Origin of the sequence: Enterococcus sp. AZ126 (assembly GCF_051714545.1) — a bacterium.
In the GTDB taxonomy this organism is placed as follows: Bacteria; Bacillota; Bacilli; order Lactobacillales; family Enterococcaceae; genus Enterococcus_L.
This window is the reverse complement of the sequence record NZ_JBIOSB010000001.1, coordinates 1,292,180-1,310,712: the sequence shown is the minus strand read 5'-3', so window position 1 is coordinate 1,310,712 and position 18,533 is coordinate 1,292,180. Positions and strand designations below refer to the sequence as shown.

The following is an 18,533-nucleotide window of genomic DNA, read 5'->3' as shown; positions in this document are numbered from 1 at the left end:
ATCAGTTGATAAAAAAAGAGGTGGAATCAATGTTTTTAGGTTTAGAAGAGATGAAGTATTTTAAGCTTAGGTACACATTAGTAATAGGTGTCATTGTATTGGTTGCTTACGTGGCTTTTATGCTGTCTGGTTTGGCTAATGGACTTGCTGAAGGGGTAAGACAAGGTGTTGATCAGTGGGATGCAACGAGCATTATTTTATCTGAGGATGCGAATAAAAGTTTAAATGCTTCAAGTTTGATAATGGATGACTTGAACCAAGTAGAAGCAAAGCAAAAAGAACCGCTTGGACAATATGCTGGTGCATTAAACAAAGCGAATGCAAACAAAGATACAGACAAAATCAATATTTCTCTTTTTGGTGTGACTGAAAATAGTGCCATCAAACCCAAAATAGTTGAAGGACGATATTTTAAAAACATGGGAGAAATCATCATTCCACAAAATTTAGTAGATAAGGGAATCAAGCTCGGAGATCATGTAAAAATCGGTAAGCTAGATAAAGAGCTAAAAGTTGTGGGTATTACGAAACAAAATAGCTTTAGTATTGTCCCGTTGATTTATACCTCACTTGATCAATGGCAAGAGCTTAAGTTTGGCAAAGTCATTGAAGGTTCAAAAGCACCGATCAATGGCATCGTTGTACGCTCTACTAAAACAAATAACATCAAGCTAAAAGATACAGATGGTCATTTAGCTAAATACGATATTGACGCATTTATTGATAAATTGCCTGGTTACAGTGAACAAAATCTTACCTTAAATGCGATGATTTACTTCTTGTTTGTTATCACAGCAGCAATCATTGGGATTTTTATCTATGTGATGACGCTACAAAAAACAAGTTTATTCGGCGTAATGAAAGCACAAGGGATTTCTAACGGATATATTATCAAATCGATCATTGCCCAAACCTTTATTTTAGGAGTTATCGGCGTCATGATTGGTGTGGTCTTGACCTTACTGACAAATCTTGTTTTACCGTCAGCTATGCCGTTTGAATTAGATAGTACAAATCTGTTTATTTATAGTATAGTGTTGATTATTGTTGCAGTATTAGGCGGCGTTTTCTCTATCCGAACAGTGACACACGTTGATCCCATGAAAGCGATAGGAGGGTAATAAAATGACTGATATTTTATTAATGGATGATATTCGTAAAACCTTTGGTAAAGGACATGCAAAAGTTGAGGCACTAAAAGGGATCAACTTAAAGGTTAAGGCAGGGGAATTCGTCAGTATCATCGGTCCTTCTGGTTCTGGAAAGAGTACGTTTTTAACAATTGCAGGTGGGTTACAAACGCCAACCTCTGGTACTATTATGATCAACGGAAAAGACTTTACACATTTAAATGAAAAGAAACGATCAAGATTACGTTTTGAAGAAATTGGGTTTATTTTACAATCCTCAAACTTGATTCCATTTTTAACTGTGGAAAATCAGTTCAGATTAGTTGATAAAATTGAAAAGAAAAAAACGGAGAAAAAACGAATCAATGAGCTATTATCTTCTTTAGATATTGCCGATTTAATTCACAAATTTCCAAGAGATTTATCTGGTGGAGAACGTCAGCGAGTTGCTATTGCCCGGGCTTTATTCAATGAACCAAGTTTGATTTTAGCGGATGAACCAACAGCTAGTTTAGATACAGAACATGCGTATGAAGTTGTAAAAATTTTAGCGAAAGAAGCGCATGAAAAACAAAAAGCAACAATCATGGTCACTCATGATCCTAGAATGGTTGAGTGGAGTGACAATGTTTATCGTATTGAGGATGGCGAATTGACAAAAGAGTCGTAAAAATAAAAAAAGATAAGATAAAACTATTTTTAGTTTTGTCTTATCTTCTTTTTGAATTTTGAGTATAATAAAAATCAATTTTAGGTTATGATAATAGTGGAGAAAAATTAGAGGTTGGATATACATGTATTTGGTATGAGAAAAAAAGGTCAAAATATCAGAAAGTGAGGCAGTAGAATGGATAATAGAGTGGAAGTAATGACATTTTCGCAATTGAAAAAAATTGTAGAAGAACTTGGAACAAATAATGCAATCAATGATAATACAAAAGTATTTATTGATACTGGATGGGACAGTGTTCAAGAAGTTGAACCAAACGCATTTCATGTAGAAGAGGTCATAGAATTTAAAGTACAAGATGAATTGACAAAAGATTTCTATGTAGGCTATTCATTGACAGAAAAAGCAGAACGGATGCAGGCACAAGGTCAAACAGAAACGGCTGTCATTATTAGAAATTTGTATTAAATGTTAATTGATTTTTAAGTAAAGGTTTTCCCTTTTTAAAAGATACACACTGTTTCTTTTTGATAGTATACTATATCATGGGAAATAATCATTAGGAAGGTGGTGTTTCTTCTGACAAATCAAATTCCATTTCCAAAAAACTATGAACGGTTTATTGAGCTGGGACAAGAAGCCATAAAAAAGAATAATTTGATTGAAGCAGTTGACTATTATGAACAAGCTTATGCAATTCAACAAGATTTTCCATTGAATTTGGTGTTAGTAAATATATATTTAGAATTAGGAGAAAATGAGCAGGCATTGTCATTGGCTTCAGAAATGAAAGAAAAGTATTTTGCTAATTTAGATTATATGGAGATTTACATTCAAATTTTGATCCAAAATCATATGTTTATTCAAGCACATAGTCTTATAAATGAACGAATTTTGAAGGAACAAAGCGGTGAAATGAGAAAATTGATTTCTTTGAAGAAGAAAATTCGTCATGTTGAATTAATGTATCAGGAGTTTGAAGTCGGTAAAATCAAAGAATTACAGAAAGAATTAGATCATTTAAATACACACAATTACTATGAGCAGATAGCAATTGTAAAAAAAGCGGGACAACTACCTCATGATGAATTTATTGTGATTGGGAAAAAGATTTTATTAGATGCCCATGTACATAATTTGGTTCGTTCTTGGATACTTGAAGAACTTGCAAGTCTTCATTTAAAAGAAGAGGTTCAATTTTTGTGGAGAGATAACAAAAAATATACTGTTATTCCAGCGTGCATTGGAACGCCGTTAGATAGTGCTGCATACCAAAGAATACTGTTATTTTTAGAAAAAGAATTGATCAATGATGACCCTATTTTATTGGTTGATATCATGGAAGAAATTCGCTTGCATTTTGCGTTACTTTATCCTTTGGCAGATGAAATCATTAAAGATCCTAGGTTGTGGGCCATAAGCTATATTAGTTCCTATAGCCATTCAACTGCACAAAAATATCAAGTAGACGAAGAGCAATCTGAAATCGAAAAAATAAAAAAGATCCAGAACCAGATTCGTTTAGAATTAGAAACGATGATTTTATAGAGGTAAAAAGAGATTGGGATAGAAGGGGTTATTCGGATTCCTTAAGGCTAGGACATAATTCGTAGAGTTATGGCTCTTTGTCAACTAATGTTGGTGAAGAAAATCCAAAGAATTAAATCAATTATTGTAAGGCCTAGAGGAAAATACCTCTAGGTTTTTCTATTCGGCTGAAAAAGAACGTTACCAAAGCATAAAGCAATTCTCAATTTAAAGTTATAAAAGTTACGAAACCCATACGCATTTCTCTTTAACACTTTGATATGGTTGTTCAAGCATTCCAATGGGCCATTGGAATAGGATAATTCTAGAGCATGCTTAATTTCATTTTGAACTTTCTTAAAGGTAGAAAAAACTGTTTGGTAATAGACGGGAAGTCCAGAACAATCTTGTTCTAATAGCGAGTGGAATCTTGTGTAGTCTCGTGTTTGTACCGCATAAAGAACGTTCTGATAACAGGTGTAACCAGATTTTAACTCCTCATCATATGCAAGGAGTCGATCAACGAGTTCTGTTTCTGTTAAATAGGTGCGGAAAGAAGGACGCCATTGGCGTTTTTCAAAATCGAGCTTCGATTGGTTCTTTTGAAGAAGTTTCCAGTACTTCTTCAAGTGTCGATATTTTTTTGCCTCTACAGTTCCTTTCTGGAGAAACAGATTCATTCGTTGAATGCGGTGTTTTAAAAAGGTTCGTCCAATGTGTTGGACAATGTGAAAGCGATCGAGAATAATCTGAGCCATAGGAAACAATTTTTTGACGAGAGAAAAATAAGGAGCGTACATATCACAAACGATATATTTTACACGTTCACGAACAGACAAAGAGAATCGTGAAAAATAACGTTGTAAAAAGGACAATTGACGGTTTTCAATGACATCAATTAACTGCTTTGTTTGACCATCCATCATGATAAAACTCATAGAAGCAGCGACCTGTTTAACCGATTTAAATTCATCAAAACAAAGGACTTCAGGCAAGGTCAGGCGATTGATTTTTTTCGGTTCATAAAATTGTTTCAAGACGCGATAGACAGAAGAAACAGAGACCTTCTTTTGACGCGCAATCTCACTCATAGACGTGACCTTTCTTAATCGATCGGCAATAGATAGCTTCACTTTCTTAGAAATCGAACACCCTTTTTGGATCAGACTTGTTTCAGCGACGAACGTTCTTTCACAGGAATAACAGAAGAAACGGCGTTTCTTCAAGCGTAAATACGTTTGATACTCAGACACATCGTTCATTAAAATAAGACAAGTCGTATAGCCCCAACGAATAATCTTTCCTTTTTCTTTCTCTCCACAATGAAGACAGGAGTGGGCTAAATAGTCTAATGTACCAGAAAATACCTGACAAATTCGTCCCTTAATGCGTTCTTTTTCTAAAGAATTTTCAGTAAAAGTAATGTTTAAGTCTAGAATATCTAAGGTATTTTTGATAAGATTGGTGTAAGACATCTTGATTTCCTCCTTTTAATTGGTTTTAGTCGACTTAATTCTAAAGGATATCGAGATGTCTTTTCTATTATTTTGCATTAAAAAAAGATGCCGGTGATTTCTCACCAACATCAGAAAGTATAGAGCCAGAGTTATGTTCTAGCCTTTTTTGTAGGGATCTATTGTCTCATCTTGTGATTAATAAAGATTTGCAGTACAAATGAGAGTAGGAAGTAAAGAAAAAGAGCGCCTTGAACGCAAATAATAACTAAAAATAAGAGCTGATAATCAATAATTGAAAATTGATTAAAATAACGGCTGATAATAAATTCAGTGAGAGCTAAAATAAGCGAAACAAGTAGTAACCTTGTGTGACGATGGCTCAATGTTATCCACTACCTATCTAAAGTATTTTTCAAAAGATAATAATAACATAAAAAAACAATTTTTTTCCATCAATTTTTCCATGAAATCGATAGAAAAATGATAAATATATATAAATTACTAGTCATATTATAGTATTCTTAGCTATTTCAGTAATAACGATGAGTTGCATTGTTGACGTGACGAAGGCCGATGTACGGTCAGTTAATGATGTAAAAATAATAGCTGGAGTATTAAAAATGGAATCGTATAAAATAAGGTTCCATTTTTGCAAGAAAAAAACTCTCTTGAAATAACAAGAAAGTTCAATAAGTTCAAGTTTGTCGCTAACCTATTTATATCTCAAAGATTCAACTAAATAATCATTATAAAAATATGTTATAATCAATTTTAGAACGGATTTATTAGTGATCCTCACGATGTAACGTATAGTGAAAAAATAAAAAACGCGCCCTGAGGGAATCGAACCCCCGTCTCAAGAACCGGAATCTTACGTGATATCCACTACACTAAGGGCGCAAGCACGAATACTAGTTTAGCTGATATTTCAATAAATTACAAGGGGAAGGACAAAAATAATGAAATTTGAACAACAGCTATCGCAGCAACAAAAACAAGTTCAAAAACTTGCAATGACCCAACAATTACAGCAATCAATACAGATTTTACAATACAATACAGAAGAACTTTCTGCATACATAGAAACTAAATCGTTGGAAAATCCTTTGATCGACATTCAGACAGAGACAAATTACGGAGATTTTCCCGATTCAGGCAGTCGAACCTATACAAATGAAGAAACTAATTATTTAAATCAAATTCCTGACAACCATATGTCGCTTTTTGAATATTTGATTGACCAGATTCATTTGAACTATCGAGATACTTATTTGCGAACACTGATTTTATTTTTAGTTGAGTATATTGATTTAAATGGTTATTTGATGATCGACTTAGATGAAGCTACTGAAAAAACAGGTGCAAAAGCAATTGAAATGCTGGATGCTTTGACGTTGATCCAACAATTAGATCCAGCAGGTGTTGGTGCAAGAGACTTGCGTGAATGTTTGTTGCTGCAAATTGAACGGGATGATACTGCACCTGATTTAGCTTATATTGTTATTGAAGAAGAATTCGATCATTTGGCTAATCGAAAATGGGGATTGATTGCAAAAAAATTTGATGTAGAATTGTCAGAGATCCAAACGATTTTTGATTATATTCAGATGTTGACACCAGCTCCAGGAAGTATTTTTGAGTCAACTTCTGGGTTGTATATCCGTCCAGATTTAACTTTACGCATCAAAGAGAATCAACTGAAAGTTCTTTCTAATAAAACGGCTACGCCAACAATTCAATTTCAACAAGCTTATTTTGACCGAATGCAAGCAACAGATGACAAAGAAGTTCAAGAGTATATTAAAGAAAAGAAAAATGAATTTGAATGGCTAAAAAAAACGATCATTCAACGGGGTGATACGATTTTAAGAGTCGGGATAGAAATCGTTCAACGTCAACAAGAGTTCTTTTTTAAAGAAGATCGCCCCCTAAAACCAATGACGCTTAAAGAAATTGCAGATTCTTTGAACATCCATGAATCAACGGTCAGTCGGACAGTTAATGGTAAATATCTAGAAACAGAATTTGGAGTGTTTGAACTTCGCTCATTTTTTTCTCATGGCTTATCAAATGAGAGTACAGGGGAAGAAACGTCAACCAGCAGTATAAAGAAACAATTACAAGTTTTAGTTGATAACGAAAACAAAGCCAAACCTCTTTCTGATCAGAAACTTGTAGACTTGTTAAAAGAAAAAGGAATCGAAATTTCCCGCCGTACGGTTACGAAGTATCGAGAAGCATTAGGGATTCCAGCGTCTTCTAAACGAAAGAGATACGATGAATAGAAGGAGAAGAGATAAAACTAACAATGGTTGCGTCTCTTCTTCTCGTTCTATTTAATAAAGGATCAAGGACTAAGACTGCAAAACTAAATGTTCAGAAGGTAATCCATCTTCAATTCCTTGCCAAACAGATACAAAGTGATATTTTTTTAAAAGATGTTTTGAAGCACCATTATTTGGATCGATAATAGCATAAACTTTAGCCTGGGATAATGCTTTAGAATGCTTTATTATATCCAACAAAGTAGCAATAATTTGGTTAGCATAGCCTTGCCCCCAGTATTCTGGCAATAGCATATAGCCAATCTCAATTTTCTTATCTTTATCCCAAGATAATTTTGCAAAACCAATATAATTTTTTTGATCGAAGACTTTGTAATAACCAGTTTGATCATGATAAGTCGCATTATATGCTAAAATTTTGTTGAAATTTTCAGCAGCCTCTCTTTGAGATTCTGCTCTTTCAGTGATATAACGCATGACACGAATATCTTTGGTCAGGATTGAATAGAGTTCTTGATCAGGCTCCTGATAGAATTCGAGCATTATATTTTTACTAGTAGACATTATTTTCACCTCTTAAAAAATATAGTTTCTTTTAGTATAATTGTTTTTAGATCAAAATAGAACATATTCATATAGTTAAAGTATATGATCAAAAATAGTATTGAACGTTATCAGTATCAAATAAATCAAGGCAATTTTTTGATCTCCGATGAAGTAGGTCAAAAAGCCAATGCCTCCGAACAAAATAATTTCAGTTATTATTCGTTGCATGTTATTGAAACGTTTTGGTGCTAAAGGAGCCATATAGTTGCTCCAAAAAGAATGGTACAAATTGGAAAACCGAAACTAAATATAATTTTTAAAATAAGAGGATCTACTTTAAGAGCGATGGTGATGATTAAACCAATCGAAATTAATTCAAGCAGGAATCGGATGCTATTGTTGAGTGCTTTGATCATTTTAGACACCTATTTTCTCTGGCGATTTTTTGTTTTGTTTAATGATAACAGTTGTGTTAAGGTGCGGTCAATAAAACTATAAAAAAACTGTATCCTTCTATTCTCTAAGGATACAGCATGTTTTGATAAGCCACCTGACGGATTCGAACCGTCGACCCCCACCTTACCATGGTGGTGCTCTACCAGCTGAGCTAAGGCGGCAATAATCACAATACAGATATCAGATTACCTTAGTTCCAAATATTTGTCAACGTTTTTTCAGTCTGGAGAGAATAGCGAATTTGATTTGAGACATACTTAATAAACCTTTTTTAGTCTTTTTTATTTTTGTAATAAAAAGTGTTTGACATAGTATTTATTTTCCAGTAGAATACAACGTAACAACAAAAGAATAATAGTCCGTTGAAGAGAAGAGTAAATTTGGACGTGCTTTAGTAGAGAGTCTCGGTTGGTGAAAAGAGATAAGCATATAAGAGTTGAAGATGGTCTCATGAGGATAAGCTGTTGATAGGTAAGCAGCTTCGGGAAAGCACCCGTTATCAAAGCGACAAGTTATAAGACTTGGTCTAAGAAAAGTAATAATTATTACTTTAAAACAAAGGTGGTACCGCGATTATTCGCCCTTTACTAGCATAAGCTGGTGGAGGGCTATTTTTATGCTCGTTACAATGAATACAACAATACAAAAGAGTAAAAAACACATTGAGTTTTCAAACAACTAAATAAACAAAGCAATGAGATGGAAAGTACAGATGAAACGATATCTAACAGAGAGCTTGGGTAGCTGAAAACAAGCGATAAACGAAATCTGGAAAATGGCCATTGAGCAGCGCTTCGAGTGAGTAATTCATAAGACAGCGACGGATGCACCCGTTACTATGCTAGAGTATAATCGATCATTGATCGACGTACTTGACGAGGATATCCATGTGAGTGGATATCAAATAGAGGTGGTAGCACGCAAAAGCGTCCTCAAATGTATAAATTTATACATTTGAGGACGCTTTTTTCTTTTTATAAATAAGAATGATGGAGGGACGATACATGAAGAAAAAGTTTTTGAATATAGCATTTATTTTGCTAGGGTTCGTTGTGATTGCAGCATGTGCTAAGAGTGAAAACTCTGCAGCAAACAAAGAAAAAGAAGTGAAAATTATTCGAGTCGGGACTTCACCTGGGCCATATAGCGAATTATTTTTAGAAGCAGTCAAACCCATCTTAGAAAAGGATGGCTATCGAATAGAACAAACTGAATTTACAGAATTGATCCAAGCAGATGTAGCGTTGACAGAAGGCGCAATTGATTTAAATGTCGACCAACACACCGCATATCTAACTAATTTCAATGAGAATAAAGGAACTCATTTGGTTGGAATTACAGCGATTCCGACTGTTCCAGCAGGACTATTTCCAGGAAAAAGAAATACACTAGATGAAGTAGTAGAAGGCGATAAAATAGGAATTCCTGATGACGCTTCAAATACCGCACGAGCCTTTAATCTTTTACAAAAAGCTGGCTGGATCAAATTAAAAACAGGAATTGATCCAGTTAAAGCAACAAAAGAAGATGTTGTTAGTAATCCTAAGAATCTAGAGCTTATCCAAATGTCATCAGCGCAAATTCCTAGAAGTTTGCAAGATTTAGATTATGCAGTAATCCCTGGAAGTATTGTTTACAGTGCGAAGCTTGATCCAAATGACAGTTTACTTTCAGAAGATGTGTTAAAAGAATATGAATTAGTCGCAACGGTCGATGAAAAAAATCAAGAGAGTGAGTGGGCACAAGCTGTAGTGAAAGCTTATCATTCAAATGAATTCAAAAAATATTTGAAAGAACATAACCAAGGAGATTACTGGTTTATACCAAAAGAATTACAGGAGGAACAAAAATGATCGAATTAAAAAATATAGATGTCACCTTTTATCAGAAAAAACAACAAATCGATGCAGTGAAAAACGTCTCTCTAACGATCAAAAAAGAAGATGTATTTGGCATTGTTGGTTATTCAGGAGCCGGGAAAAGTACTTTAGTTCGCGTGATCAACTTACTACAACGACCAACAGCAGGAGAAGTCATTATCAATGGCAAAAATATTCTTAGTTTTTCACCGAAGCAACTGCGAGCACAGCGTAAAAATATCGGGATGATTTTCCAACATTTTAATTTGATGAAAGAACGCACGATTTTTGCTAATGTTGATTTTTCTCTAAAATATTCTAATCTTTCAAAAGAACAACGAAAAAAAAAAATTGAACGATTGCTTGAACTGGTAGGTCTTTCAGATAAAAAAGAGGCTTATCCGAGTCAATTATCTGGCGGACAAAAACAACGGGTAGCTATTGCTAGAGCGTTGGCGAATGATCCTGAAATATTGTTATGTGATGAAGCAACAAGCGCATTAGATCCTAAAACAACGATTCAGATTTTAGACTTATTGAAGAAGTTAAATAAAGAATTAGGTTTGACGATTGTTTTGATTACCCATGAAATGCAAGTTGTGAAAGAAATTTGCAACAAAGTCGCTGTGATGGAAGATGGACAAGTGATCGAACAAAAAGATATTGTTTCAATTTTCAGTCAACCAAAAGAAACCTTGACGAAGGACTTTATAAGAACAGCAACACATATCGATCAAGCGCTGGAAACTATTATTCAGCATCCAAGTTTGACGAATCTGAGTGGAAATGAAGTATTGGTAGAATTTTCTTATGTAGGGGAGCAGACAAGTGAACCGCTGATTGCTCAGCTTTATAGTAAATATCATGTAGTTACGAATATTTTATATGGAAATGTGGAAATCTTGCAACAGGTTCCAATTGGTAATTTGATCGTAATACTTTCTGGCGAAGAACATCAACGAGAAAAAGCATTAGACTTTTTACAAAAACAAGGTGTAAAAATCAAAGTGCTGAAAAAGAATGAACCAGAAGAAAATATCCAACCATTACATGTTATATAAACGGAAACAAGAGAAGGAGTGATCATTATGCAGCATTTTTTACAACAATATTTTCCAAATGTCTTATTATTAAAACAAGAATTTATTGATAGCACGATCGAGACCTTATATATGGTCTTTTGGACAGCAATTATTGCAGGAATTTTAGGAACATTACTTGGCGTTGTTCTAGTAGCAACCAGTCCTAATGGGATTTTAAAAAATAATGTTCTCTATAGTATTTTAGAAAAAATCATCAATGTTTGTAGATCCATTCCTTTTATCATCATGTTGGCATTGATTCAGCCGATCACTCGTTTTTTAACAGGAACAACGATTGGAACCACGGCTGCTTTAGTGCCACTAGTGATAGGGGTGATTCCATTTTTTGCACGTCAAATCGAAAACGCCTTATTAGAAGTTGATCCAGGTGTGATTGAAGCCGCAGAATCAATGGGAACAAGTCCTTTAGGAATTATTTTTAGAGTGTACTTAATTGAAGGCCTACCAAGTATTATTCGAGTCTCATCTGTTACGATCATCAACTTGATCGGTTTAACCGCTATGGCTGGTGCAATCGGCGCTGGTGGGTTAGGAAACTTAGCGATCACCAGAGGCTATAATCGGTTCCAAACGGATGTGACAGTTGTTGCGACGTTGATTATCTTAGTTTTAGTATTTGCCAGTCAATTTATAAGTAATACATTGATCAAGAAAACATCCCATTAAAAAAATGAAAAGAGGAAATTTAAATGAAAAAAACAATTAAAATTATCGGATTAGCATTGACCATTGGATTTGTATTAGCAGGCTGTTCTGCTGGAAATGCTAAAAGTGAAAAGAATGAAACCGTAAAAATAGGTGTTGTTGGTGCGAATAATGAAGTACTAGAATCAGTAAAGGAACGTTTGAAAGATGACGGAATAGACCTGCAGCTTGTTGAATTTTCTGATTTTACACAACCAAATGCTGCATTAGCAGAAAAAGAAATAGATTTGAATTCATTCCAGCATCAAATTTTCTTAGATAACTATAATGCAGAACACAAAACGGATCTTGTTTCGATCGGTAATACGGTCAGTGCGCCATTAGGGATTTATTCTTCTAAAATCAAAAATGTAAAAGAACTTAAAAATGGTGCTGAAATCGCGATTCCAAATGATACGACAAATGGCGGGCGTGCATTATTGTTATTACAAAGTGCCGGGCTGATCAAAGTAGATTCTGTGAAAAAACAAATACCAACCGTAAGTGATATTACAGAAAACAAATTAAATTTAAAGATAACGGAATTAGATGCATCACAAACGGCTAGAGCACTTCAAGATATCGATGCCTCTGTGATCAATAGCGTAATGGCTATAGATGCTGGCTTAATCCCGACAAAAGATGCGATTTTCTTAGAACCTGTGGATGAAACCTCTAAACCTTATGTCAATATCATTGTTGCCCGTAAAGAGGATGAAGACAATAAAACGTATAACAAAGTAGTCGACACCTATCAACAAGAAGCGACAAAAAAAGTCATTGAAGAAACAACAAAAGGGTCAAGTATTCCAGCTTGGGAAACATTTGGCAGAAAATAAGAGGAGGATGATCATATGACTACACTAACAAAACAAACGATTCAAGAAGAAATTCAGCAAAATGCAGACGAAGTGATTGCACTTAGACGTCATTTCCATCAATATCCTGAAGCAAGTTTGAAAGAATTTGAAACAATTAAACGAATCAAAGAGGAACTGAACAAGCTAGATATTCCATTTGAAGAAGTAGGAGAAACAGGAGTACTGGGCACTATTGTAGGGAAAAAACCTGGTAAAACAATTATTTTAAGGGCAGATATCGATGCGCTGGAATTAGAAGATGCAACCGGAAAAGAGTACCAATCTAAAAATCCCGGATTAAATCACGCATGCGGTCATGATGGTCACGCGGCAGCTTTGTTGGGTGCCGCAAAAGTGTTGAAAAACCATCAGGATGATTTTGCTGGAACGATCAAACTAGCGTTTCAGCCAGCAGAAGAAATCGGTGCTGGCGCTTGTCAGTTTGTCGAGGGTGGTTTTGTAGAAAATATCGATCAAGTATTCGGGATTCATTTAGATTCAAGTGTTCCTGTTGGTAAATTAGTTGCAACTAAAGGAGCCACTAATGCTTCTTGTGATATTTTTAAAATCGAAGTGGAAGGATTAAGCAGTCATGTGGCGCAACCAAATGTTGGGCGGGATGCTGTATTAGCTGCGGCAAGTATCGTTGTGGAATTACAGAAAATAGCAGCAAGAGAAGTTAGTCCATTGGATCCTGTTGTTGTTGGAATCGGTGTACTTGATGCTGGAACCAGATATAATATTGTCGCCAATCATGCAAGAATCGAAGGAACTGTTAGAGCGTTCAGTCATGAAACGCGGGCATTCGTTTTAAAACGTGTGGAGCAGATAGCCAATCAAATTGCTGAAGCCCATCGAACCAAAATTTCGTCTTTCCATATTCATGATGCAGCAGGCCCTCTGATAAATGATGATACGGCAACTGAATTGGCACAAAACGTAGCAGCTGAAATTGTCGGGAGTCAAAATGTCGTAACGGATCATACAAAGAGCTTAGGCGCGGATGATTTTGCTGATTTTTTACTGAAAGCACCTGGCGTTTATGGTCGAGTAGGAACTCGAAATTTAGATGATCCGGAGACACACTATGGCCATCATCATGAAAAGTTTGATATTGATGAAGCAGGATTGGCGTTGGCGACAGAGTTTCATGTGCGCTATGCATTAACGTATTTGAATTCAATCGGATAGCAACATGTAAAAGTATAATTATTGAAGTAGTATAAACTTGAATAATTATACTTTTTTATTGCACTCGCTAAAAAACTCCTTAAATTGTACAAAGAGGATAGAGAGTTTAGCAATATTCTTGCTTTTAAAAACAATTATGTTAAACTATTTTTGTAAAGAAAGGTGATTAAGAATGTTTTTTCTTTCAGATAAATTTGTAAAAAGAAGCAGCTCCCAACAAATGAATGTGATGAAGCATTGTTGTGGAGCCTAATAAAATGAACGCTTCATCGTCTAAAAAAATACTGAATTTTTGAGACTAAGCGGTAGTCTTATTTAGTGTTGCTTTTGACGATGATCTTGATTTTTATAGAGCTGATTGAAGGACAACGTGTTTCGTGCGTTGTCCTTTGTTATTAACGACAAGGGATGAGATAGGTGGAGCCTATTTGATTCCTTGTTTTTTTGTTTGATAAGCAAATGACCTTTTAACTAAACGTACGAAAGCATTGTTTGAACAACGTTTAAATATTGAATAGATAAAACAGAAACTTACTAAAATTTACAATAAATGAACAGCAAAGAGAGCAAAAAAATCTTTGTGACAATGGAAAAGAGGAAAAAATATGAGTCTATTAACAATCGAACACTTAACCCAACGCTTCGGCGAAAAAATTCTTTATGAAGATGCATCTCTTCGTGTCAATAAAGGAGATCACATGGGATTAACTGGACAAAATGGAGTGGGGAAATCAACCTTAGTTAAGATTTTAACAGGTGAAATCTTGGCAGATGATGGAACGATTACGTGGCAAAATAATACTAAGATCGGTTATTTAGATCAATATGTAGAGCTTATTGGAAATAGTACGATCAATGAATTTTTACACCAAGCATACAAACCATTATACGAAATCAAAGATAAAATTAATGAGTTATATGCAGAATATGGCGAAAGTGGTGCAGACAAATTATTAGAACGAGCAGGAAATTTACAAACGCAGCTCGATGAAAGTGATTTTTATCAAGTCGATACGATCATCAATGATCTTGCTAATGGTTTGGGAATTGAAGCGATTGGATTAGATCGTCCAATGAACGAATTGAGTGGTGGACAACGGTCTAAAGTTATTTTAGCAAAGCTTCTTTTAGAAGAACCGGATGTTTTACTATTGGATGAACCAACCAATTATTTAGATGACACGCATATTCAGTGGCTGATCAATTATTTAAATGATTTTGCTGGAACCTTTATTTTAGTTTCTCATGATTATCACTTTTTAAATGCTGTAACGAATTGTATTTGTGATATTGAATTTGGCAAATTAACAAAATACACGGGGAATGTGGAAAAATCGTTTGCTCAAAAAGAACAAAACAAAGAAAGCTACTTAAAGCAATACCATGCCCAACAAGCCAAAATTGAAAAAGCGGAAGCGTATATCCGTAAATACAAAGCAGGAAATCGTGCGACCATGGCGAAAAGTCGTCAAAAGCAATTAGACCGGGTAGAACGCATGGCGCCGCCAGGTAGTTTAATAAAACCACAAATTCAATTTCCTTATCAACCAATCGTCGCGAGTTTGGCATTGATTACGGATGAATTAGTGATCGGCTACTCAGACCCATTATTAGCACCGATCGATCTATCTGTTCACAGTGGAGAAAAAGTGGCGATCAAGGGCTTTAATGGAATCGGAAAATCGACATTGATCAAAACTTTAACGGGGAAAATTGAGCCAATTAGCGGTGAATATCAGTATCCAGCAAATACAAAAATTGCTTATTTCTCACAAGATTTGACGTGGGAAAATGATTATTTGACTCCGTTAGCCTATTTAAGTGATTGCTTTCCGAAAAAAACAGTAAAAGAAATTCGCACGTATTTAGCCAAATGTGGATTGCCTGATAAATTAGTGAATCAACAGCTACGACTATTAAGTGGAGGAGAGCAGACGAAGGTAAAACTAAGCGAGTTGACGATGGATTCTAGCAATATTATATTCTTAGATGAACCAACGAATCATATCGATGCAGCAGCAAAAGAAAGCTTACGTCAAGCGATTCAGCAATTTCAAGGAACGATCGTCATTGTTTCTCATGAAGAAGAGTTTTATCTTGATATCACAGATCGTGTGATCAATATTGAAGAAATGATCCAATAAAAAATTGCTTCTAACATTTTAAACAATGTTAGAAGCAATTTTTTATTTCATTAAGCCATCATGGATTTTATCTAAATTCCACTTCATCATGGCATAATAACTATCGCCATCTTCTCCTTTTTTCGCAATGGAATCAGTGAAAATCGTACTGTAAATCGGTAGATTCGTTTCTTTTGACACACGCTCCATACTACGTTTGTCTACACTTGTTTCAACAAATAAAGCAGGAACTTTAGTTTCATGGATTTGATCGATGATTTGTTTCATTTGATCAGGTGTTCCTTGACTTTCTGTGTTGATTTCCCAAATATAGGCAGCTGTTAATCCATAGGCTTTAGAGAAATATTTAAAGGCGCCTTCGCTTGTGACCAGTAGTTTTTTATTTTCTGGAATATCTGCAAATTTTTCTTTCGCTTCTTTATCTAAAGCGGCAAGTTTTTCAGTATATTCTTTGGCATTTTTTTCATAAGTCGCTTTATTTTTGGGATCTTTTTCACTTAAGGTATCTCTGATTGAGTCGACATAAGAAATGCCGTTTTGAATATCTAACCAAGCATGTGGATCTTGTTCGTCTTCTTGTCCAGCGCTGGTTAAGTACATAGGTTCGACTTTTTTACTTACGGAGAAAAAGTCTTGATCTTCCTTTTTATTTGCTGTTTCCATCAGTTTGTTGAACCAACCGTTGCCGCCTGTTTCTAAGTTTAGTCCATTGAAGAACAAAACATCTGCTTCTGATGCTTTGGCAACATCTTCTGGCAGTGGTTCATATTCGTGGGGATCTGTTCCGACAGGGACGATACTGTGCAGATTGACTAAATCTTTCCCTACATTATCGATCATATCTGCAAGAATCGAATTAGTAGCAACAACATTGATCTTTTCTTTGTCTGAGGTATCTGTAGACTTAGATTGACAAGCGGCTAATAAAAATAAACTAGCTAAAGCGGTGATAAAGAGTATTTTTTTTCTCATAAAGTTGGTTCCTCCGTTTTCTGTTTATTGACAAAAAATAGTCCTTTTTTAGGTGAGAATAAAAAGGCTAAAATGAAAAATGCTGCGGCAGTCAAAACGATCGTAGCGCCTGATGCCAGGTTATACGAATAGCTAAAGAATAAACCGATGATTGAACTAGATATCCCAAAGAGAGAGGCTAAAGCGATCATTGTCGGTAAGTGATTCGTCAATAGATAAGCAGTCGCAGCCGGAGTAATCAACATAGCGATCACTAAAATCGTTCCGACTGTTTGTAAAGATGAAACAGCCACTAACGTTAGCAAAAACATTAATGCATAATGGAAAAATTGAACATTTAGACCATAAGCTTGTGCCATAGTTGGGTCAAAAGAGGTGATTTGCAACTCCTTGTAAAAGATTCCGACAAAGAGCAATACAATGATTCCAACGACTGCAGTAATCAAAATATCAGAATCTCGAACAGCTAAAACATTTCCGAAAAGAATATGATAAAGGTCAGTTGAACTTTTTGCGAAAGAAATCATAATGATTCCTAAGGCGAAAAATGAACTGAAAACCACACCGATCGCCGTATCATTTTTTAATTGACTTTTTTGTGTAATAAATCCGATCAATAAAGCAGCCAGAATTCCGAAAATCGATGCGCCAAAGATATAATTGACACCAAACATATAAGAAGCGGCAACTCCTGGCAGTACTGCATGTGAAATCGCATCCCCCATCAAGGACATTCCTCGTAAAACAATAAATGAACCAATGATTCCTGAAACCAATCCAACAATGATCGAAGTGATCAAAGCATTTTGTAAAAATTGGTAACGAACCAAACCATCAATAAAATTTGCAATCATGTGTCAGCCACTCCTTTGATAATAATATCGCCCATTGTGTCACCATAGGCTAATTGAATATTTTTGTTAGTAAACGTTGTTGCGACAGGACCATTTGCAATCAGTTTTTTCTTTAAAATAATCACTTCGTCAAAATAATGAGTGACCTTATGAAGATCATGATGAACGATCAAAATTGTTTTGCCAGCTTCTTTTAATTGTTTAAGAATATCCATGATAACCCTCTCACTTGTCATATCGATTCCCACAAAAGGTTCATCCAAGACGATGATATCTGCTTTTTGTGCAAGGACGCGAGCGATGAATACTCGCTGTAATTGGCCACCTGATAATTCACCAATTTGACGCTTAGCAAATTCTTCTAGTTGAACTGTTTTTAGAGCGGCTAAAGCTTCTTCTTTTTCTTTTTTCCCAGGACGTTTCATGATCCCAAGTTTTGGATAAGTCCCTAGAAGAACGACCTCCAAAACATTGATAGGAAAAGACAGATCTAATGCGCTACGTTGTTCGACGTAAGCGATTCTTTTCTTTTGAGTATTAAGAGGTTGATCTCCTATAAATACCGTTCTAGAGTCTACCTTAAGCAACCCTAGCATTCCTTTTAGAAAAGTAGATTTTCCTGCACCATTCGGACCGATGATTCCAGTGATTTTTCCAGCAGAAACTTGTAAAGAAATATTGACTAAGGCTTTTTGGCCTTGATAACTAACAGTTAAATGCTCGATTGTAATGTTATTATTATTTATAGACATAAAAAAACCTCCTTTTTAGGTTCGCCTTAAAATGAGTATATGA

The 18,533-nt window shown here is 35.1% G+C and carries 17 protein-coding genes, 2 tRNA genes and 2 other annotated features; of the genes, 11 read left to right on the top strand and 8 right to left on the bottom strand.

Going from position 1 to position 18,533, the window contains the following annotated elements; genetic code table 11:
* Nucleotides 1–29 precede the first annotated feature (29 nt).
* The 4 genes from IGI43_RS06335 (at nucleotide 30) to IGI43_RS06320 (ending at nucleotide 3,348) form a co-directional block, all read left to right on the top strand.
* A complete protein-coding gene (locus IGI43_RS06335) occupies nucleotides 30–1,121 on the top strand; it encodes an ABC transporter permease (protein WP_438756977.1) in 1,092 nt (363 codons plus the stop codon).
* Nucleotides 1,122–1,125: 4 nt separating this feature from the next.
* Nucleotides 1,126–1,800, top strand: coding sequence for an ABC transporter ATP-binding protein (locus IGI43_RS06330; protein WP_438756976.1), 675 nt, complete (start codon nucleotides 1,126–1,128; stop codon nucleotides 1,798–1,800).
* A 177-nt stretch (nucleotides 1,801–1,977) separates the two neighbouring features.
* Nucleotides 1,978–2,268: a hypothetical protein gene (locus IGI43_RS06325; protein WP_438756975.1), complete on the top strand. Its 291-nt coding sequence runs from the start codon at nucleotides 1,978–1,980 to the stop codon at nucleotides 2,266–2,268.
* A gap of 102 nt (nucleotides 2,269–2,370) precedes the next feature.
* On the top strand, nucleotides 2,371–3,348 hold the full coding sequence (locus tag IGI43_RS06320) for a tetratricopeptide repeat protein (RefSeq protein WP_438756974.1): 978 nt from the start codon (nucleotides 2,371–2,373) through the stop codon (nucleotides 3,346–3,348).
* A gap of 149 nt (nucleotides 3,349–3,497) precedes the next feature.
* Here the strand turns inward: IGI43_RS06320 and IGI43_RS06315 are convergent, their stop codons facing one another.
* Both IGI43_RS06315 and IGI43_RS06310 read right to left on the bottom strand, forming a co-directional pair.
* Nucleotides 3,498–4,802 carry an ISL3 family transposase gene (locus IGI43_RS06315; protein WP_438755906.1) on the bottom strand — a complete coding sequence of 435 codons (1,305 nt, stop codon included), beginning with the start codon at nucleotides 4,800–4,802 and terminating at the stop codon, nucleotides 3,498–3,500.
* Nucleotides 4,803–5,612: 810 nt separating this feature from the next.
* Nucleotides 5,613–5,684 (bottom strand) — tRNA-Arg (locus tag IGI43_RS06310).
* Between the two features lie 59 nt (nucleotides 5,685–5,743).
* Here IGI43_RS06310 and rpoN point away from each other — a divergent pair.
* Nucleotides 5,744–7,069: an RNA polymerase factor sigma-54 gene (gene rpoN / locus IGI43_RS06305; protein WP_438756973.1), complete on the top strand. Its 1,326-nt coding sequence runs from the start codon at nucleotides 5,744–5,746 to the stop codon at nucleotides 7,067–7,069.
* 69 nt (nucleotides 7,070–7,138) lie between these two features.
* Here rpoN and IGI43_RS06300 read toward each other — a convergent pair whose 3' ends face one another.
* The 3 genes from IGI43_RS06300 to IGI43_RS06290 all read right to left on the bottom strand — a co-directional run bounded on the left by IGI43_RS06300 (nucleotide 7,139) and on the right by IGI43_RS06290 (nucleotide 8,232).
* Nucleotides 7,139–7,633, bottom strand: coding sequence for a GNAT family N-acetyltransferase (locus IGI43_RS06300; RefSeq protein ID WP_438756972.1), 495 nt, complete (start codon nucleotides 7,631–7,633; stop codon nucleotides 7,139–7,141).
* A 75-nt stretch (nucleotides 7,634–7,708) separates the two neighbouring features.
* Nucleotides 7,709–7,903, bottom strand: coding sequence for a DUF2568 domain-containing protein (locus IGI43_RS06295; RefSeq protein ID WP_438756971.1), 195 nt, complete (start codon nucleotides 7,901–7,903; stop codon nucleotides 7,709–7,711).
* Between the two features lie 256 nt (nucleotides 7,904–8,159).
* A tRNA-Thr gene (locus IGI43_RS06290) sits at nucleotides 8,160–8,232 on the bottom strand.
* Between the two features lie 192 nt (nucleotides 8,233–8,424).
* Nucleotides 8,425–8,659 (top strand) — a binding site (T-box leader).
* Nucleotides 8,660–8,756: 97 nt separating this feature from the next.
* Nucleotides 8,757–9,008: a binding site (T-box leader), on the top strand.
* Nucleotides 9,009–9,075: 67 nt separating this feature from the next.
* Here IGI43_RS06290 and IGI43_RS06285 point away from each other — a divergent pair.
* The 6 genes from IGI43_RS06285 to IGI43_RS06260 all read left to right on the top strand — a co-directional run bounded on the left by IGI43_RS06285 (nucleotide 9,076) and on the right by IGI43_RS06260 (nucleotide 15,912).
* Nucleotides 9,076–9,924, top strand: coding sequence for a MetQ/NlpA family ABC transporter substrate-binding protein (locus IGI43_RS06285; protein WP_438756970.1), 849 nt, complete (start codon nucleotides 9,076–9,078; stop codon nucleotides 9,922–9,924).
* Nucleotides 9,921–10,991 (top strand): methionine ABC transporter ATP-binding protein, encoded by a 1,071-nt coding sequence (locus IGI43_RS06280; RefSeq protein ID WP_438756968.1) that lies wholly within the window; start codon nucleotides 9,921–9,923, stop codon nucleotides 10,989–10,991. Before IGI43_RS06285 ends, IGI43_RS06280 begins: the two co-directional genes overlap by 4 nt.
* Nucleotides 10,992–11,018: 27 nt before the next feature.
* A complete protein-coding gene (locus IGI43_RS06275) occupies nucleotides 11,019–11,699 on the top strand; it encodes a methionine ABC transporter permease (RefSeq protein WP_438756966.1) in 681 nt (226 codons plus the stop codon).
* A gap of 23 nt (nucleotides 11,700–11,722) precedes the next feature.
* On the top strand, nucleotides 11,723–12,556 hold the full coding sequence (locus IGI43_RS06270) for a MetQ/NlpA family ABC transporter substrate-binding protein (protein WP_438756965.1): 834 nt from the start codon (nucleotides 11,723–11,725) through the stop codon (nucleotides 12,554–12,556).
* Nucleotides 12,557–12,571: 15 nt separating this feature from the next.
* Complete coding sequence (locus IGI43_RS06265) at nucleotides 12,572–13,768, top strand: amidohydrolase (protein ID WP_438756963.1); 1,197 nt, start codon at nucleotides 12,572–12,574, stop codon at nucleotides 13,766–13,768.
* 605 nt (nucleotides 13,769–14,373) lie between these two features.
* Nucleotides 14,374–15,912, top strand: coding sequence for an ABC-F family ATP-binding cassette domain-containing protein (locus IGI43_RS06260; protein WP_438756962.1), 1,539 nt, complete (start codon nucleotides 14,374–14,376; stop codon nucleotides 15,910–15,912).
* Between the two features lie 42 nt (nucleotides 15,913–15,954).
* Here IGI43_RS06260 and IGI43_RS06255 read toward each other — a convergent pair whose 3' ends face one another.
* Genes IGI43_RS06255 through IGI43_RS06245 form a run of 3 tightly spaced genes read right to left on the bottom strand, consistent with a single transcriptional unit; the run spans nucleotide 15,955 to nucleotide 18,490 of the window.
* Nucleotides 15,955–16,884: a metal ABC transporter substrate-binding protein gene (locus IGI43_RS06255; protein ID WP_438756961.1), complete on the bottom strand. Its 930-nt coding sequence runs from the start codon at nucleotides 16,882–16,884 to the stop codon at nucleotides 15,955–15,957.
* Nucleotides 16,881–17,738, bottom strand: a complete 858-nt coding sequence (locus IGI43_RS06250) for a metal ABC transporter permease (protein WP_438756960.1) — start codon at nucleotides 17,736–17,738, stop codon at nucleotides 16,881–16,883. Before IGI43_RS06250 ends, IGI43_RS06255 begins: the two co-directional genes overlap by 4 nt.
* The gene (locus IGI43_RS06245) at nucleotides 17,735–18,490 is read right to left on the bottom strand and encodes a metal ABC transporter ATP-binding protein (RefSeq protein WP_438756959.1); all 756 of its coding nucleotides are present in this window, start codon (nucleotides 18,488–18,490) and stop codon (nucleotides 17,735–17,737) included. Before IGI43_RS06245 ends, IGI43_RS06250 begins: the two co-directional genes overlap by 4 nt.
* Between the last annotated feature and the right edge of the window lie 43 nt (nucleotides 18,491–18,533).

What these genes read in the sequence shown, in the direction of transcription:
- IGI43_RS06335 (WP_438756977.1), top strand. Translation starts at nt 30, where the DNA reads ATGTTTTTAGGTTTAGAAGAGATGAAGTATTTTAAGCTTAGGTACACA.
- IGI43_RS06315 (WP_438755906.1), bottom strand. Translation starts at nt 4,802, where the DNA reads ATGTCTTACACCAATCTTATCAAAAATACCTTAGATATTCTAGACTTA.
- IGI43_RS06330 (WP_438756976.1), top strand. Translation starts at nt 1,126, where the DNA reads ATGACTGATATTTTATTAATGGATGATATTCGTAAAACCTTTGGTAAA.
- IGI43_RS06280 (WP_438756968.1), top strand. Translation starts at nt 9,921, where the DNA reads ATGATCGAATTAAAAAATATAGATGTCACCTTTTATCAGAAAAAACAA.
- IGI43_RS06250 (WP_438756960.1), bottom strand. Translation starts at nt 17,738, where the DNA reads ATGATTGCAAATTTTATTGATGGTTTGGTTCGTTACCAATTTTTACAA.
- IGI43_RS06275 (WP_438756966.1), top strand. Translation starts at nt 11,019, where the DNA reads ATGCAGCATTTTTTACAACAATATTTTCCAAATGTCTTATTATTAAAA.
- rpoN (WP_438756973.1), top strand. Translation starts at nt 5,744, where the DNA reads ATGAAATTTGAACAACAGCTATCGCAGCAACAAAAACAAGTTCAAAAA.
- IGI43_RS06300 (WP_438756972.1), bottom strand. Translation starts at nt 7,633, where the DNA reads ATGTCTACTAGTAAAAATATAATGCTCGAATTCTATCAGGAGCCTGAT.
- IGI43_RS06265 (WP_438756963.1), top strand. Translation starts at nt 12,572, where the DNA reads ATGACTACACTAACAAAACAAACGATTCAAGAAGAAATTCAGCAAAAT.
- IGI43_RS06325 (WP_438756975.1), top strand. Translation starts at nt 1,978, where the DNA reads ATGGATAATAGAGTGGAAGTAATGACATTTTCGCAATTGAAAAAAATT.
- IGI43_RS06245 (WP_438756959.1), bottom strand. Translation starts at nt 18,490, where the DNA reads ATGTCTATAAATAATAATAACATTACAATCGAGCATTTAACTGTTAGT.
- IGI43_RS06285 (WP_438756970.1), top strand. Translation starts at nt 9,076, where the DNA reads ATGAAGAAAAAGTTTTTGAATATAGCATTTATTTTGCTAGGGTTCGTT.
- IGI43_RS06260 (WP_438756962.1), top strand. Translation starts at nt 14,374, where the DNA reads ATGAGTCTATTAACAATCGAACACTTAACCCAACGCTTCGGCGAAAAA.
- IGI43_RS06255 (WP_438756961.1), bottom strand. Translation starts at nt 16,884, where the DNA reads ATGAGAAAAAAAATACTCTTTATCACCGCTTTAGCTAGTTTATTTTTA.
- IGI43_RS06270 (WP_438756965.1), top strand. Translation starts at nt 11,723, where the DNA reads ATGAAAAAAACAATTAAAATTATCGGATTAGCATTGACCATTGGATTT.